Raw genomic sequence first — 18,599 nt, 5'->3', positions numbered from 1 at the left:
GCTGCAATAATGGTAATATCGTATAGTAGCTGGGAAAAATATCAGATGAAACTCCCATGCTATACTGATATTTTTGAATGTTATACAACCAATTAAGTTCAACCTTAATACCATCTTAACATAACCTGCTATACCAAGTCTGGCCCCTGAAATGGCTTGTAGCAAATGATGTAAAAACATGAAAATGAGAATAACCCATAGCTACATTGCGCTTCTGATACTCTTATTCAGTTGTTTTCATTCCTCATTGAAGGCTCAAGACACCAATAAAAAAATAACCATAGTACTAGCCGCAATACATCACCAACGGCTGGATTATGGCGCTCAAAAGCTAAAACTGGCTTTGCAACAAGTTGGTTATGTGGTTACTATACAGCAAAATACACAAGCGATTTCTGGTAATGCCATTTTTGTTGGGCTTTTAAACGATCCTGTAATCAAAAAAGCGTTGGTAAAGCGGTATCCTGACAGTGTCAAATTTCCTGGCAAAGAGGGCTTTATCATTAATAGTGTAAATGATGTAACCATCGTAGCAGGTGCAGATAACTCGGGTGCTTTATATGGTTGCCTGGAACTTGCCGCAAGGGTAAAAGGTGCACATGATTTGGCTGCGAAGCTGGAAATAACCGATCAACCCGAAATGGTTTTGCGTGGCACCTGTATAGGGGTGCAAAAGCCAGCATTACTACCCGGCAGGGGCACTTATGAATATCCTTATACGCCCGAAAATTTCCCCTGGTTTTATGATAAAGCACTTTGGCTGCGGTACCTGGATTCTTTGGCCGAAAACAGGATGAACTCTTTATACTTATGGAGCGGTCATCCTTTTGCATCACTGGTTAAAGTAAAGGAATATCCATATGCAGTTGAGGTGGATGACGCCACTTTTAAAAAGAATGAGGAGATCTATCGTTTCCTGGCCAGCGAGGCTGATAAACGCGGTATTTGGCTCATACAGGGCTTTTATAACATTATTGTATCCAAGCCCTTTGCCGAAAAAAATAATCTGAAAACGCAGGACAGGAACCGCCATATAGTGCCCATTATTGCCGATTACACCCGTAAATCGATAGCTGCTTTTGTCCAAAAATATCCGAATGTTGGTTTGCTGATCACCCTGGGTGAAGCTATGGAAGGCGTAGGGCAGGACGATATCGACTGGTTTACAAAAACTATAATTCCCGGCGTAAAGGATGGCTTAAAAGCGCTTGGCCGTACCGACGAACCGCCCATAGTACTGCGTGCACATGATACCGATGCCCCGGAAGTTATGAAGTATGCCAAGCCACTTTACAAGAATTTATACACCGAAGCCAAGTACAATGGTGAGGCGCTTACTACCTACGAACCCCATGGCCCCTGGGCCGACCTGCACCGCAAACTAAGCAGTATTGGTACCGTACAAATTGAAAATGTTCATATTATGGCTAACCTGGAACCTTTTCGATATGGATCGGCAGATTTTATACAGAAATGTGTACAGGCCATGCACCACATTTATGGAGCCAATGGGCTGCACCTTTATCCCCAGGCATCTTATTGGGACTGGCCATATACCGCGGACAATACCGGTGGGCAGCGGTTATTGCAGATGGATCGTGATTGGATTTGGTACAAGGCCTGGTCGCGCTATGCCTGGAACAGCAACCGCGGTAGGGATGGGGAAATAACGTATTGGGCAGGTCAGCTGGCCGCCAGGTATGGTTGCAATGAAACCCATGGTAAGGATATTTTAGCTGCTTATGAGCAATCGGGCGAAATAGCCCCGGAACTGCTCAGGCGCTTTGGTATTACCGACGGCAACCGGCAAACCATGACATTAGGTATGCTGATGAGCCAGTTGGTTAATCCCGAAAAATATGGTTTGTTCACATTACTTTACAACTCTGAAGGGCCGGTTGGCGAAATGATGAGTGAGTACGCTGAAAAGGAATGGAAGCACCAGCCGCATATCGGTGAGACACCTGTGAAAGTGATTGATAGTGTAATAATGCAGGGCCGTAAAGCTGTCGAGGCTATTGATCGGGCATCGGCACAAATAACAAAAGATAAGGCTGAATTCGGCAGGTTAAAAAATGATATTTATTGCTATAATGCTTTGGCAAACAGTTATGCTTATAAAGCAAAAGCGGCATTATGGGTGCTTCGGTATAAATATTCGGATAACATTGCCGACCTGGAAAAGGCCTTGCCTGAATTGCAAACCAGCCTGGATTATTTCAAGCAGCTGGTTAATCTAACCAAAGATACTTACCTGTATGCCAATAGCATGCAAACCAAACAACGTAAAATTCCTGTTGGCGGTAATGATGCCAAAATGAAAACCTGGGTAGAATTATTGCCGGTTTACCAAAAAGAACTCGATAATTTTAAGCGGAATATCGATTCGGTGAAATCGCCACAGGCGGCGGCAAAAAAAGCTATAAGAATTGCATTGACCAATGGACAGACGGTGATTAAAACAAAGGGTATTCAAGTCTACAAATTAAGTAATGGCCAGCAGGTATTTAGCGATACTACTGTAGTTGTTAAAAATGTAGCCGCTGAGTTGCAAAACCTGCAGGCTTTTAAATTAGTTAAGGCAGATCAGCTAAAAAATGGTTCATCACTGAGCTTTACCAACGCCAAACCGGTTAAAGTATTGGTGGGGTTTTTTAATGAGAAGGATGCTAAGTACCTGCCAGAACCACAACTGGAAACCGATGCCAGCGCTAACGATTACGGCCAGGCAGATGTAAAGATTGCCAATGCCATACAGGTAGAAGGCTTACCACCGGTAAATGTGCATACCTATTCGTTTAAGGCGGGCACCAATACGCTTACACTGGGTAAAGGCGCCTGTTTAATTTTAGGTATTGTTAATGATGATGCGTATATCCCGGTTTACGATGCCGGATTGAGCAATATGGGTAACATTAAAGATTTACGCTGGTTGTTTAACTAAACAGTGCTATGAAAAACTCCAAATTACCGGGTTTAAAATATCTATTTATCGCAATTACGCTCGTGCTTGCCACGCATTTAACCCGGGCCCAATCAGACCTTAAACTCTGGTACAGGCAGCCTGCACAAAAATGGACGGATGCCTTACCAATTGGGAATGGACGTTTAGGTGCAATGATATTCGGAGGGGTGGAAGAAGACAGAATCCAGTTTAATGAACAAACGTTATGGACGGGCGGCCCGCGCGCCTATGAGCGGCAGGGGGCTGTAAAATACCTGCAACCTATTCGCCAGCTTTTGTTTGATGGCAAACAGGCCGAAGCAGAAGCCCTTGCCGAAAAACATTTCATGGGCATGAAAAGCAATGAAATTACGTATGCTGCCGATTCTGCCCGCTGGGTTAAAATGATGCGGAGTATAAAGGAGATTCAAGGTGTTGAGTTTCACGATGGCGCATGGAAATCCATCACATTACCCACTCAGCAAGGTTGGGAAACAACACCTGGCTTTGAGGGGTTAGATGGTGCGGTTTGGTTTAGGACAGCTTTTGAAGTACCCGTTGATTGGAAAGGAAAAAACCTGGTGCTTAGTTTGGGCCGCATCCGGGATTTGGATTTTACTTATATCAATGGCACCCAGATAGGCACAACCACCGGAACCACTTATCGTAAATATATCATCCCGGCTAAAGAGCTACATACAGGAACAAATTTATTAGCTATACAGGTATTGAATTTTAATGATAAAGGTGGCTTAACCAGCCCGGAAAAAGAAATGCTGATCTATCCCGAAGGGTTTGAGGCTACTACCCTCAAAGGCGGAATAACCAGCAGTGAAATAACAACCGCGGTTGATAAAGGGGGTAGTATTGTAACTCCTATAAAATTAAACGGAACCTGGAAATACCGGATCCAGGACGATAACCCGCCGGCATATCCACACTACAACGCCGATTACCAACCTTTTGCAGATCTGTACCTGCAATTCCCTAAGCAAACAATAAGTGAATACAAACGCGACCTTGATATCACAAATGCCACAGCGCATGTTACCTATAAGGCTAATGGAATAAACTACACCCGCGAGTACCTGGCAAGCGCCCCCGGTCGGCTAATAGCTATTCACTTAACTGCCGATAAGCCCGGCAGCATTACGGTAAAAGCCCTGATGAAAAGTCTGCATAAAAATTTTATTACCCGCAGGGTTGACGGTCATACCCTGGCATTATCGTTAAAAGTACATGACGGGGCATTACGCGGGGTAAGTTACCTGCATCTGCAGGCTGTTGGCGGCAAAGTGCTGGTAACAGCAAACAATATTAAAGTTACCGGTGCCAATGAGGCTACGTTATATTTAACCGCTGCTACAAATTTCAAAAATTACCGTGATTTATCCTGCAACCCGGAAGCCATCTGCAAAAAGCAAATAGCGGTTATCGCCCATAAAAGCTACCCGGCTATCAAAGCAGATCATATAAAGGATTACCAAAAATACTTCCAAACATTCTCCCTTGACCTGGGTAAAGGCGTCAATGCTGATTTGCCTACAGATGAGCGGATCCTGAAGTTCAGGGATACACCCGACCCATCGTTTATCACACTGTACACGCAATATGGCAGGTATTTGTTGATATCGTCCTCTCGTGCCGGCAATGGTCCGGCCAATTTGCAGGGCTTATGGAATGATCTGCTTACGCCGCCATGGGGCAGCAAATTTACCACCAACATCAATTTACAGATGAACTACTGGCCTGTTGAGGTGTTGAACCTTTCGGCCTGCAGCGAACCGTTTTTTAGTATAGTTGATGACCTGGCTAAAACAGGTAAGCAAACGGCAAAAGAACATTACGGTGCACCCGGCTGGGTGCTGCACCATAATACCGACCTGTGGCGGGGCACTGCTCCGGTAAATGCATCCAATCATGGTATTTGGGTAAGCGGCGGTGCATGGCTTTGTCACCAGTTATGGGAGCATTATTTGTATACTAAGGATAAAAGTTTTTTACAAAATCGCGCTTACCCCGAAATGAAGGGGGCGGCGGAGTTTTTTGTGCACTTTTTAGTGAAAGACCCTAAGACCGGTTACCTTATCAGCAGCCCCTCCAATTCGCCTGAACATGGCGGATTGGTAGCGGGACCTGCTATGGATCACCAGATCATCCGCGATTTATTTAAAAATTGCATAGCAGCGTCAGCCGTTTTAGGAATTGACAAGGATTTTGCCGATACACTAAAAGCAAAATATGATCAGATAGCTCCCAACAGGATTGGTAAATACGGTCAACTGCAGGAATGGATGGAAGATAAGGACGATACTGTCGATACCCACCGGCATGTATCGCACATGTGGGGTGTGTTCCCCGGTACAGATATCACCTGGAAAACTCCGGATTTGATGCATGCAGCCGAAAAATCTATGCTATACCGTGGTGATGAAGGAACCGGGTGGAGTATAGCCTGGAAGGTAAATATATGGGCCAGGATGAAGCAGGGCGATCATGCTTACCTGATGTTCACCAAACTGCTTTCGCCTGCTGATGTGAGCTCTGGCAAAGAAAAAGGGGGCGTTTACCATAACCTGTTCGACGCACATCCGCCTTTCCAGATTGACGGAAACTTTGGCGGAGCCGCCGGGTTATCAGAAATGTTGCTGCAAAGCCAGGGCGATGATATTGAGCTGCTGCCAGCGCTGCCGGCTGCTTTGGCGCAGGGAAGTATAAAAGGCATTTGCGCCCGTGGTGGTTTTGAATTGAACTTTAACTGGCAAAAAGGGCAGCTGCAGGGGGTACAAGTGCTATCAAAAATGGGTGGAGTTTGTCGGTTGCGTTATCATGATAAAACCATCAGCATCAATACGCAAAAAGGTGAGTCGTACCAATTTAACGCTGATTTGAAACAGCTATAAGAAGCATGCAGGTAAACAATGGTCATATTAAAAAACAACTTCCCGGGTTCAACCATCAACCGGTTTTAATGCTTTTTATACGCCTGGTATTTACTTTTTTGATAACTCCGGCATTTGCGCAAAATAACACCAGGCAGGAGATTTTATTAAACGCTGGTTGGCATACCATAGCCGATGATAATAACGTAAAGGCTTATCCCGGTTTTGAACAGGCCAGCTTTAAGGATAAAGGCTGGAAAACGGTAAACATACCGCACAATTGGGATGAATATGAAGGTTACCGCCGTTTAAAACATGGCAACAGGCATGGGTATGCCTGGTACCGCAAAATATTCGCTCTGCCTACAAAGCAGCAAAATAAGCGCTACTTTTTATGGTTCGAGGGTGTGGGTTCTTATGCTACTGTTTGGCTTAATGGCAGGCCGGTGGGCTATCATGCAGGTGGGCGTACTTCGTTTACATTGGATGTTACCGACGCGATAAAAACAGGTAACGAAAATCTGCTCTGTGTTCGTACAGATCATCCGGCTTTTATAAATGACCTGCCCTGGGTTTGTGGCGGCTGTTCGGACGATCCGGGTTTTTCGGAAGGATCGCAGCCTATGGGGATTTACAGACCGGTACGTTTGATTGTCACCAACGCGGTACGTATTGAGCCTTTTGGTGTACATATTTGGAATGATACCACCGTCTCCGAAAAATCAGCCACGCTTAACCTCGAAACAGCGGTAAAAAATTACGGTAAGCAGTCATCTCCTATCCGTGTAAGTAATAAACTGGTTGATGCAACTGGAAAAGTAGTTGCAGAAGTTAACACTTCAAAGGAAGTTAAACCTGGTGAAACTGTTATTGTACAGCAATTACTTAAAGATATAGCCCGTATACATTTGTGGTCGTTACAAAATCCGTATTTATACAATTTAATTACCCGGGTTTGGCAAAATGGTAAACTTCAGGATCAAACAAATACAGCCTATGGCGTTCGCTGGATAAGCTGGCCAATTGGTCGTAATAATGGCGATAATCGTTTTTGTTTGAATGGTAAACCGGTGTTTATCAATGGCATTGCTGAGTATGAACACCTGATGGGCAAGAGCCAGGCTTTTACCGGTGAGGAAATCAAAGCAAGAGTGATGCAGGTAAAGGCTGCAAGTTTTAATGCTTTCAGGGATGCGCACCAGCCGCATAATCTGGCATATCAAACATATTGGGATAAGCTGGGTATTCTTTGGTGGCCGCAATATTCGGCGCATATCTGGTTTGATACACCAGAGTTTAGGGCTACTTATAAGGCCCTGTTGGTTGATTGGGTCAAAGAGCGCCGTAACAGCCCCTCAGTTATTTTGTGGGGCTTGCAAAATGAAAGTAAGCTACCCGCTGACTTTGCCCGTGAATGCAGCGAAATCATCCGCAAGCTTGATCCTACAGCATCATCGCAGCGTAAAATAACCACCTGTAATGGTGGCCAGGGCACCGATTGGGATGTGCCCCAAAACTGGACCGGCACCTACGGCGGCAACCCTTTAACCTATGGCGAAGATCTCAAAAAACAGATTCTCGTGGGCGAATATGGCGCCTGGAGAAGCCTTGGTTTACATACAGAAGGTACATTTAACCAAAACGGTCCGCTTAGTGAGGACCGAATGACACAATTGATGGAGACTAAAGTGCGCCTGGCCGATTCTGTAAAAGACCAGGTTGCGGGGCATTTTCAATGGTTGTTGTACTCACATGAAAATCCGGGTCGCACCCAAGGTGGCGAAGGTCAGCGGGAGTTGGACAGGGTAGGGCCGGTTAACTATAAGGGCTTATTTACACCCTGGGGCCAGCCAACCGATGCATTTTATATGTACCGGGCCAATTATGCACCAAAAGATAAAGAGCCGATGGTTTATATCGTATCCCATACATGGCCCGACCGCTGGGTGGCAGCGGGTAAAAAAGATAGTATTACAGTTTACTCCAATTGTGATGAGGTAGAATTGTTTAACGATGTACAGGATATTTCGCTGGGTAAAAAGAAAAAAGGTAGGATAGGTACTCATTTTCAGTGGGATGGTGTGGATATAAGATATAATGTTTTGTACACCGTTGGCTATGTAAATGGCAAAGCCGTTGCGCATGACCAGGTGGTGCTCAATCATTTACCCGCTGCCCCGCATTTAAATACGTATAGGTCTGCAAATTCGGCGCTTCTTAAACCTGCAGCCGGTTACAATTACGTGTACAGGTTAAATTGCGGAGGCCCCGATTATAAAGACAGCTTTGGTAATTTATGGATAGCAGATAGGCATCAACATAATAAAAACCAACCGGGCTCACTATCATGGACCGACGATTATACGGGCATGCCCGCCCTTTTTGCCAGCCAGCAACGCACATTTGATAACATTGGTAAAACAAATGATAGTCCATTGTTTCAAACATTCAGGTATGGGATGGATAAATTGCAGTTTAACTTCCCGGTAGCTGATGGCGATTACCGCATTGAATTATATTTTACCGAACCATGGTATGGCACAGGCGGCGGAATGGACTGTACAGGGTGGCGTTTATTTGATGTAGCTGTTAACGGTGAAATAAAGATCAAAAACCTGGATATCTGGAAAGAAGCGGGCTATGCCTGCGCACTAAAGAAAACAATTACTGCCCACATCACAAGCGGTAAAATAAGCATAAGCTTCCCCAATGTACTGGCTGGGGAAGCTATCATATCTGCAGTGGCTATCAGTACTTTAAATGGCAAGGTACATGCAGTGCCAAACAACAGCGGTATCATAACACATTTAAAATCAGCCGGTGGGTGGACACTGCAAAGCTGGATGGATGTAGGCCAGAAGCAATATGTGAACACTGATATCAGCTTCAGTAACCTGCCGCCTGTACTTTTTGGGGCTGATTGGATTTGTACAGATCCTACTGATAATAAGCAGTTTGCCTCGTTTAATGTAACTGCCGATGCAGATGTATTTGTGGCGATGGATACTGCCCCTTCACAAAGGCCCGAATGGTTAAGCGATTATGAAGTTACCGGTTTGTACATAGAAAATGATGCCAATGGCGGGCATAAGCTCCCGGTATACCGCAAAAGATTTAAAAAGGATGGTATGGTGCAATTAGGTGCGAACAACGGAAAATACATGTACACCGCAGCTGTTTTGCCGGTAACTACACTTGAACCGGCAACCGATCTGCGTAAAATCATAAGCTACAAAGCTGAAATCGCTGATATACAGGGTGATGGCATAACCAGGGATACCTTGGCCGGTAAAAAAGTGATTCGGTTTGAAAAGGATGAGGGCGGCGCGGCATCATTCGCTATTACCCCCGGCGTGGCTGATTTGTATGCTTTGCGCATAAAGTATTACAACTCAACCGATAAGGTCTTTACTGCAAAAATGAAGTTGCTTGCCGCCGATGGAACAATGATGAAAGAGGAGAATTTAAACTTTAAACCGGTAGCCAAAAACAAGTCGGGAATGGTGGCTACCACAACGGGGACGAGTATTAACGCGGGCAATTATAAACTGGTAATCAGGGGTGAAAAATGTGCAGGTTTATATATATCCGGGATAGAAATGCAGTAGAAAAATTGAGAAAAATATAGAAAAATGCTAAAAAAGATCATTTTGTTTTTGCTGTTGGTATTACCATTGGGATTATTCGCCCAGGAACTAAAAGTGGCAGGTCTGCAATGCGATTACAAACAAAATCCGCAAGGGATTGAGTCGGTATCGCCGGGGCTAAGCTGGCAGTTGAAAAGCAGTAAAGTCAACACTATCCAAACGGCTTACCGGGTATTGGTATCCGATGATCCGCAGAAGCTGGACGATGATAAGGGCAACATATGGGACTCAAAAAAAGTGAACTCGCCGGCATCTTTGCAAGTGGCTTACAAGGGCAGGCAATTGCAGCCGGCCAAAACTTATTATTGGAAAGTAATGGTTTGGGATAACCATCACCAGCAATCAGCCTGGAGTAGTACCGCCAGTTGGCAAATGGGCTTGCTTACCCAAACCGACTGGCAGGGAGCCAGCTGGATAGCCTATGATAAACTGCCCGATACTTCGGTTATTGTTCCGTTTTATCATGGTAAAGGCCCTAAAAAGTTAGGGATAGCCAATGATGTGCTGCCATTGCTGCGTAAAACGTTCAATGTGGGCAATCAGCTTAAAAGAGCTACACTTTATATTTGCGGGCTGGGTCATTTCGACCTGAGTTTGAACGGTAAAAAAGTAGGCGATCATTTCCTTGACCCCGGCTGGACAAAATATGACAAGCAGGCCCTATACGTGCCATTTAATATTACCGGTCAGCTAAAAGCCGGTAAAAACACCATCGGGGTAATGTTGGGTAACGGGTTTTATTATATCCCCCGCGATAAACGCTACCGTAAACTTACCGGTGGATATGGCTACCCCAAAATGATCTGCCGTTTGGTTATGGAGTACCAGGATGGGAGGGTAGATAACCTTGTAAGCGACACCACCTGGAAAACAGGCCCCGGCCCGGTAACCTTCAGCAGTATTTATGGCGGCGAGGACTATAACGCCAACCTGGAGCAAACCGGATGGAACACCAATAGCTTTAATGATAAAACCTGGCATAAGGTTATACTGGTGGATGGCCCGCCGACGCTAAACGCCCAGGCGGCCGACCCGTTGAAAGTAATGCAGGAGTTTATCCCCCAAAACAAAACACAATTAAACACAGGAGCCTGGATCTATGACTTTGGGCAAAACTTTTCGGGTATCCCGCAAATTACGGTCAAAGGTAAAAAAGGAGATACGGTAAAGATAATTCCCGCCGAGCTGGTTAATGCTGATGGAAGTGCCAATCAAAAAGGATCGGGTGGGCCGCATTATTATAATTACATTTTAAAAGGTGATGGTGCCGAAACCTGGCAGCCGCAGTTTACCTATTATGGTTTCAGGTATTTACAGGTGGTGGGTGCGGCTCCGCAAAATGAGACTAATGCCAAACAGCAGCCGGTTATTGTCGCTATAAAAGGCCTGCATACGCGTAATGCCGCTGCCACGGTTGGCGATTTTGCCTGTTCAAATGAGCTGTTTAATAAAACCTTTAGGCTGATAGACTGGGCCATGAAAAGCAATATGGCCAGTGTGTTTACCGATTGCCCGCACCGCGAAAAACTGGGCTGGCTGGAAGAAGCACATTTGGTGGGGAGTTCCCTGCATTATAACTATGATATAGTTGGGCTGGCGCGTAAGTGCATCAACGATATGCGAATTTCGCAAACCGAAGATGGTTTGATACCGGAGATAGCTCCTGAATATGTAAAGTTTGATGAGCCCTTCCGCGACTCGCCCGAATGGGGCAGCAACGCCGTTATCCTGCCCTGGTACGTTTATCAATGGTATGGCGATAAGGGTGTATTGGCCCAAAATTACGATATGATAAAACGCTACCTGGCTTACCTCAATAAAAAAGCAGATGGTAATATTTTAATGCAGGGCTTAGGCGATTGGTACGATTTGGGTCCCAATCCGCCCGGCGTATCGCAATTAACACCACAAGGCATCACAGCCACAGCCTTATATTATTACGACCTGGATATCGCGACAAAAATTGCCACCTTACTGGGGAAAAGCGAAGACGCTGCAGCTTACAATAAATTAGCCGCCCAGGTAAAGCAATCTTACAATAAAAAATTCTTTAACGCCGAAACCAAACAATACGGTACCGGCAGCCAGGCTGCAAATGCCATATCGGTTTATACCGGTTTGGTTGAACCGCAATATAAAACCGCTGTGGTGAACAATATTGTAAAGGATATCCGCGGCAGGGGCAACAGCCTTACCGCCGGTGATATTGGTTACCGCTACCTGCTGAGGGTACTGGATGATGAAGGCCGGTCTGATGTGATATTTGATATGAATAGCCGTGCGGATGTGCCTGGTTATGGGTATCAGCTGGCGCATGGGGCAACAGCTCTGACGGAATCATGGGCGGCATTGCCATCGGTATCAAACAACCACTTTATGCTGGGCCATTTAATGGAGTGGTTTTACAGCGGACTGGCTGGCATCCGCCCGGCAGATGATGCCATCGCCTTTAACAAAATAGAGATCAGGCCCGAAGTTGTAGGCGATGTAACCTGGGCAAAGGCAAACTACCAATCGCCTTACGGTACCATTTCAAGCAGCTGGAAAAAGGAGGCAGGTAAGTTTGAGCTGAGTGTAAGCATTCCGGCTAATACAACGGCCATCATTTATTTGCCGGCAGCTAAAGCGGCTATGATCACCGCTGGCGGGCAAAGCATCAGGAACAGAAAAGGCATGGAGTTTATGGGATACAAAAATGGTAAGGCTTTGGTTAAGGTGGGGTCGGGTGGTTATTTGTTCGTGGTTAGGTAAGGGAATATTTAAGGAGCGGTTTAAAAAAATGAGGATGACCTGTTGGGTTTAGGCCCTGGCAACACCCATGTCATTGCGAGCGCAGCGCGGCAATCGCGAACTGTGTGTAGGTCCGCCCTGTATAGCATGCGATTGCTTCGTTCCTCGCAATGACATAGATTATATTAAAAAATAGACTGACAATCAGTGATTTGCGAACACGTCATTATAAGGAACGAAGCAATCCCAAACTATGCAGATCGGATTTGCAAGGCTGCTCTGTAAGTCGGGGATTGCTTCGTACCTCGCAATGACGGTCTCTTTTTAAGAATTATAGAAATCATGAATCATACATTAAAACGCTTCACACTATTCATTTGCCTGTTACCGGCAATAAAACTATCGGCACAAACCAACACGGTGTCCAATAAGGTAATGCAGGATATTTACCAGCAGGTAAAAACCCCTTATAAATATGGCCTGGTGATGGTGCCCGATAGCAATTCAAAAAAAATGGATTGCCCCAGTGTTTTCAGGAAAAGGAACAACTGGTACATGACTTATCTTGTTTTTAACGGCCGCGGTTACGAAACCTGGCTGGCTGATAGTAAAGACCTGCTGCATTGGAAAACCCGAGGCCGTATCTTGTCATTCTCTGATACCACGCAGTGGGATAGCAATCAAAAGGCTGGTTATATCGCTTTACAGGATTACAAATGGGGCGGCAGTTACCAGCTGCAAAAATACCGGGATAAATACTGGATGTCGTATTTCGGCGGGCAAAGCCGGGGGTACGAGAAAGGGCTGCTATCAATCAGTGTTGCTAATACCGACAAGGATCCATCAACACCGCACGAGTGGCAGCGGTTAGATCATCCGGTAATATCAAGTATCGATAAAGATGTAAGCTGGTGGGATAACCATACCCAATACAAAGAAACGGTGATATGGGATAAGGCAAAGCTTACCGGGCACCAATTTGTAATGTATTACAATGCCAATGGCGATAGTGTAAACAAAAAGCGCGGCGCCGAGCGCATTGGTATGGCTGTATCTGATGATATGCTGCACTGGCAGCGTTTTGGTAAAGATCCGGTGCTGAACCATGGCGACGGCATTACCGGCGACCCGTATATTCAAAAAATAGGCGATGTATATGTGATGTTCTATTTCGGCGCCTTTTGGAAAACCGGAACAACGGGTGTGTTTAATCGTTTTGCCTGTTCGTACGACCTGGTTCACTGGACTGACTGGGCAGGCGATAAGCTGATTGAATCGTCCGAACCTTATGATCATATGTTTGCCCACAAATCATTTGTGGTAAAATATAAGAGTGTGGTATACCACTACTACTGCGCGGTAAACAAAGCCGATCAGCGTGGTATAGCCGTAGCCACATCAAAAGATGTGGGCAAAAGCGAATTGAATTTTGTTGCACCACCGGTTAAAAAGAAGAAATAGGAACCCCACCCAACCCTCCCCTGAAGGGGAGGGCTTTAAAAAACAAAACATAAAATATGCAAATCAAAAAGTCTCCCCCTTCAGGGGGAGATTTAGAGGGGGGTTAATTATGCGTTACCATTATTTTTTGCTCATTACTTTATTAATCTGTGCCGCTGCGGCTGATGCACAAAACGCGCGTAAAACAGAAAGTTTTAATACCGGCTGGAAGTTTTTTTTAGGCGATGAGCCGCGGGCCCAAAACAGCACCTTTGATGATGCACAATGGCGCAGCCTGCAGCTGCCTCATGATTGGAGCATTGAAGGCCGCTTTGATCAGAAAAATCAGACTACACAGGCCGAGGGTGGTTTACCCGCGGGCATTGGCTGGTACCGTAAAAGTTTTACCTTGCCTTTATCAGCCCGAAACAAAAATATATTTATTGATTTTGATGGTGTTTACCACAACAGCGAGGTTTGGGTAAACGGGCATTACCTGGGCAAACGCCCAAATGGATATATCTCTTTCAGGTATGCTATTACACCTTACCTTAACTTTGGCCGCAAAAAAAATGTGATCGCGGTACGTGTAGATAATTCCGATCAGCCTAATTCCCGTTGGTATACAGGCTCGGGTATTTACCGTAACGTGTGGCTGGTTACCACGGCTAAAACCTACCTTACAAACTGGGGAACTTTTGTAACAACACCTAATGTAAATAATAAAGCCGCCGAAGTGGCTTTGGAGATTGGGGTACATCAGCCGTCGCCAAAAAATAAGTTAAGCCTGCAAACTACCATTTACAACGCCGAAGGTAAAGTTGTTGTTTCCCAAACATCCCCGGTGAAAAATACTGGAGACACTTCGATTGTTGTTCATCAAACTTTGGCAGTAAGCAAACCGAAGCTTTGGTCGGTAACAAGGCCATATTTGTATAAAGTAGTAATAAAAGTGCTGCAGAATGGTAAAGTGCTTGATGACCAGTTAATTTACACGGGGATTCGTTATTTTAACTTTGATGCCGATAAAGGCTTTACTTTAAATGGCGAGCCAATGAAAATAAAAGGCGTTTGCCTGCACCATGACCAGGGCGCTTTGGGTACAGCTGTAAATGTAAGGGCTATGGAGCGCCAGCTGCAGATACTGAAAGCTATGGGCTGTAACGCCATCCGCACATCGCATAACCCGCCCGCACCTGAGTTTCTTGACCTGTGCGATAGTATGGGTTTTTTAGTGATGGGTGAAGCTTTTGATATGTGGCGAAAAAAGAAAAGTAAATATGATTATCACCAGGATTGGGATAAATGGCATGTAAAAGACCTGCAGGACCAGGTGTTACGAGACCGTAACCACCCGTCGATTTTTGCCTGGAGCATTGGTAACGAGATAAGGGAACAATTTGACAGTACCGGCATCAATATCAGTCGCGAATTGGTTGGCATAGTGAAGCAGCTGGATAAAACCAGGCCGGTTACATCGGCCCTGAGCGAGGCTGATCCTAAAAAGAATTTCATCTATCAATCCGGCGCGCTCGATTTGGTTGGCTTAAATTACCATCAGGAGGTGTATGCCAATTTTCAAAAGAATTACCCCGGCCAAAAGTTTATCGGCACCGAAAATATGTCGGCACTGGCTACCCGCGGGCATTATGATATGCCCTCGGATAGCATAAGGCGCTGGCCAAAGGATGGCAAAACACCTTTAAAAGATGGCAATCCCGATTTTACGGTATCGGCTTATGACAATGTATCGGCCTATTGGGGTTCAACACATGAAGAAACCTGGAAGATCATCAAAAAATACGATTTCCTTTCGGGCTTATTTGTGTGGACTGGTTTTGATTATATTGGTGAACCTACCCCATATTTATGGCCAGCACGCAGCTCATACTTTGGGATAGTTGACCTGGCAGGCTTTCCCAAGGATGTTTATTACATGTACCAAAGCGAGTGGACAACTAAGCCGGTATTGCACCTGCTGCCGCATTGGAACTGGAGCGCCGGTCAAACTATTGATGTTTGGGCTTATTATAATAATGCCGATGAGGTGGAGGCTTATTTAAACGGCAAATCATTAGGCATCCGGAAGAAAACCGGCGATGACCTGCATGTAATGTGGCGGGTTAAATATGAGCCCGGTACCTTGAAGGCGGTTTCGCGCAAAAATGGCAAAGTCATTATGAGTACACAGGTTGTTACGGCAGGTGAGCCATACCGCATACAGCTTAAAGCCGACAGGAGCCATATTAAAGCGGATGGTAAAGACCTTTCGTATGTTACGGTTACCATACTGGATAAAAATCATGTTCCGGTGCCGGATGCCGGTCAGCTCATTAAATTTAAAGTAGGGGGGCAGGGGATTTTAAAAGCGGTTGATAATGGCTCGCAAACAGATCTTGATCCATTTGTTTCCAATCAGCACCGGGTATTTAATGGTTTGGGGTTGGCTATTATTCAATCGAATAATAAGTCAGGTAAAATTAGTATAACCGCAGCAGCAGAAGGTTTGCAGCCGGGGCAGCTTATTATAGAAAGTGATAGATAAAACCGGGAAGATGGCAGGGGAATGACATTTTCTTCGCGTTACACTACAGTTGTGCCAAACTTGTTTCGGCACCCCACATGCAAGGTGAACACCATGACGGCTACCGTCCTGTAGGGAACCTGAAACAAGTTCAGGATGACATTTTCTTCGCGTTATACTTCAGTCATGCCGAAACAAGTAATCGGCATGACTTCGGATAGTTAAAACAGGCCCCTTATATCTTTATCAATTCCTGCCTTAACGCGGCAATCACCAGGCCTGTTCTTGATTTGGTTTCAAATTTTTGGAACAGCGCTTCGCGGTAATTATCGATAGTGTGTGGGCTCAGGTTCATCATGTCGGCTATTTGCTTGTAGGTGAGGTCGCTGCAGCACAGTTCAAGGAATTTTAGTTCGTTGGCATTTACCTCAACCTGTAGCGTTTTTACGGGTTGATTGTTTTGAATATTGCGTAATAATTTGCCGCTTACCAGCTCATTAATATAAAAAGATTGTTTGGCTATACCGGTTATGGCATCAACCAGATCAGACGCCCTTGATTGTTTGAGCATATAACCGCCGGCACCACTTTTAAGCATGCCGATAATGGGCTTGTCTTCTTCAAACATACTTAAAGCCAATACTTTAATTTCGGGATGGTTTTCTTTAATCCATTTGGTGCTTTCGTAACCATCCATCTGGGGCATGGTAATATCCATCAGGATTACCTCGGGTATAGGATGGCGAGATAGCTTATGGATCATATCCTGGCCGTTCTCGGCATCAAAAATTACATTTATCTTGCCCGAATCGCTGAGCAGGCTCACCAGGCCCTGGCGAAAAAGGGTATGGTCATCAACAATGGCTATGTCTATTTTATCGGCGTCCATTAATATTTAGGTTATGTTAATTGTGCAATAATTGGTAGTTTTTAATCGAAAGTCTTAAGTTCTAAGTCGAAAAAGGATAGATCCAGCTTTTGACTCAAAACTTGGTTCTATTAACTTATACTTAGTAGGGTATAGTTACGATAATTTCAGATCCGTTTCCGGGGGCCGAGTTGATAAAAGCGGTGCCATTTATCATGGCCGCTCTTTTGGTGATGTTGTGCAGGCCCATCCCGTTTTTTCGTTTCAGTGTTTCTTCTACATTAAAACCTTTCCCATTATCGCGGATTGTTAACTGAAACGAATTTTCGATCTGCTCTAAAGTTATAAATATTTCCGTTGCTTTGGCATGCTGTATAATGTTATTTATAATCTCCTGGAACAGCCGGAACAGGATGGTTTCTTTACCGCTGTCGGCATTAAATGAGCCGAGATTCCGTTTATCGAAATTGATTTTAAACTTGTCTGATCGCTGCAGCCATTCCAGTTCAAATTCAATAGCCGCGGCCAACCCGCGATTTACCAGCTCTTCGCCATGTAACAGGCGCGACAGGGCTTTTACTTCTTTGATCGACCGGGTGGTCAGGTCTTCAATAAATGCAAGTTTTTCGGTCGTTTTATCGGTATTGTTCAGGTCGATAGAACTTAAGGTGATGGCGGTGATACTCAGCAACTGCCCTATATTATCGTGAAGGTCGTAAGCGATGGTTTTAAGCGTTTGTTCCTGTACTTCTATCTGGCTTTTAAGCAGCTCGTTTTCAAAAGTTTTTTGCAGCAGCAACTTCTCCTCCTGGTGTTTCTTTTTTTTGCGGTTATATGAAACTACATAAATGATCAGAAACAGGGGGGCAATCAAAAAAATGATGGAAGTTAATCCTATCAGGAAGATGATTTCCTGCGAAGATATCTGCATAAAAAAGCGTATGACCAAAATGAGTATAGTGTTATGTTTAGTAAAATAAAGATATAGTAACGGATTGAAAGCTGATTATTGATAGGTTTTAAACTGGAAAGATAATCGAAAAATATGTTGCAGGTTGTACTGCCGAAGTAAAAAAATAACGCGCCGCTTACCCACCAGAACGGTGCCGAAAATGAAAGCCGCTCAAAGTTTTCATCCATCAGTTTAAGGTAGTAATAATACAGGCTTGCCAGTACAAATACAACCGACATAACGACTGCCGTTATAGAAACAAATGCTTTAAAATGAGTCATCACCAGCTCAGTTGTGCACATTGCTATAAAGAATACATACCAGGCAATAAGCCATTTACCTGTGTTTTTAAACGGTTTATATAAGTTATAAAATGTATAGCTGGTAACGCCACATTCAAACATTAAAAAAGCGTTGTACAGGTTATAATTAGGCACGTGTGCTACTTTACGCATGTATACACCGGTCATTTCAACAAGGCATGTAAGTAGCAGGTATGGGATAAACAGCTTCCAGGCTGTATCCTTATCTTTTATTAAAAAGATGAGGGCAGCCAGGAAGCATATAAATTCACACCCGGTATTTATGGTGATGAACATCATTTGTTTTGTT

The 18,599-nt window shown here is 44.7% G+C and carries 9 protein-coding genes; 6 read left to right on the top strand and 3 right to left on the bottom strand.

Annotation, left to right across the window (positions count from 1 at the left end; translation table 11 throughout):
- Window positions 1-178: 178 nt before the first annotated feature.
- The 6 genes from BMX56_RS22430 to galB all read left to right on the top strand — a co-directional run bounded on the left by BMX56_RS22430 (window position 179) and on the right by galB (window position 16,188).
- Window positions 179-2,944, top strand: coding sequence for an alpha-d-galacturonidase (locus BMX56_RS22430; protein WP_255369894.1), 2,766 nt, complete (start codon window positions 179-181; stop codon window positions 2,942-2,944).
- Window positions 2,945-2,952: 8 nt separating this feature from the next.
- Window positions 2,953-5,847: a glycoside hydrolase family 95 protein gene (locus tag BMX56_RS22425; RefSeq protein WP_090651931.1), complete on the top strand. Its 2,895-nt coding sequence runs from the start codon at window positions 2,953-2,955 to the stop codon at window positions 5,845-5,847.
- Between the two features lie 68 nt (window positions 5,848-5,915).
- On the top strand, window positions 5,916-9,434 hold the full coding sequence (locus tag BMX56_RS22420) for a malectin domain-containing carbohydrate-binding protein (protein ID WP_090652048.1): 3,519 nt from the start codon (window positions 5,916-5,918) through the stop codon (window positions 9,432-9,434).
- 24 nt (window positions 9,435-9,458) lie between these two features.
- A complete protein-coding gene (locus BMX56_RS22415; RefSeq protein ID WP_090651930.1) occupies window positions 9,459-12,224 on the top strand; it encodes a family 78 glycoside hydrolase catalytic domain in 2,766 nt (921 codons plus the stop codon).
- A 321-nt stretch (window positions 12,225-12,545) separates the two neighbouring features.
- The gene (locus BMX56_RS22410; protein ID WP_090651929.1) at window positions 12,546-13,664 is read left to right on the top strand and encodes a glycoside hydrolase family protein; all 1,119 of its coding nucleotides are present in this window, start codon (window positions 12,546-12,548) and stop codon (window positions 13,662-13,664) included.
- 109 nt (window positions 13,665-13,773) lie between these two features.
- On the top strand, window positions 13,774-16,188 hold the full coding sequence (gene galB / locus BMX56_RS22405) for a beta-galactosidase GalB (protein WP_090651928.1): 2,415 nt from the start codon (window positions 13,774-13,776) through the stop codon (window positions 16,186-16,188).
- 214 nt (window positions 16,189-16,402) lie between these two features.
- Here the strand turns inward: galB and BMX56_RS22400 are convergent, their stop codons facing one another.
- The 3 genes from BMX56_RS22400 to BMX56_RS22390 all read right to left on the bottom strand — a co-directional run bounded on the left by BMX56_RS22400 (window position 16,403) and on the right by BMX56_RS22390 (window position 18,589).
- Entirely contained in the window at window positions 16,403-17,056 is a 654-nt protein-coding gene (locus BMX56_RS22400) for a response regulator transcription factor (protein ID WP_090651927.1), read from the bottom strand.
- Between the two features lie 121 nt (window positions 17,057-17,177).
- Window positions 17,178-17,966, bottom strand: a complete 789-nt coding sequence (locus BMX56_RS22395) for a sensor histidine kinase (protein ID WP_090651926.1) — start codon at window positions 17,964-17,966, stop codon at window positions 17,178-17,180.
- Window positions 17,933-18,589, bottom strand: a complete 657-nt coding sequence (locus BMX56_RS22390) for a hypothetical protein (RefSeq protein WP_143065507.1) — start codon at window positions 18,587-18,589, stop codon at window positions 17,933-17,935. Before BMX56_RS22390 ends, BMX56_RS22395 begins: the two co-directional genes overlap by 34 nt.
- Window positions 18,590-18,599 lie beyond the last annotated feature (10 nt).

The sequence above is a fragment of the Mucilaginibacter sp. OK283 genome (assembly GCF_900110415.1).
Taxonomy (GTDB): Bacteria; Bacteroidota; Bacteroidia; order Sphingobacteriales; family Sphingobacteriaceae; genus Mucilaginibacter.
The sequence above is the reverse complement of the archived record's forward strand: the minus strand, read 5'-3'. Positions and strand labels throughout refer to the sequence as shown.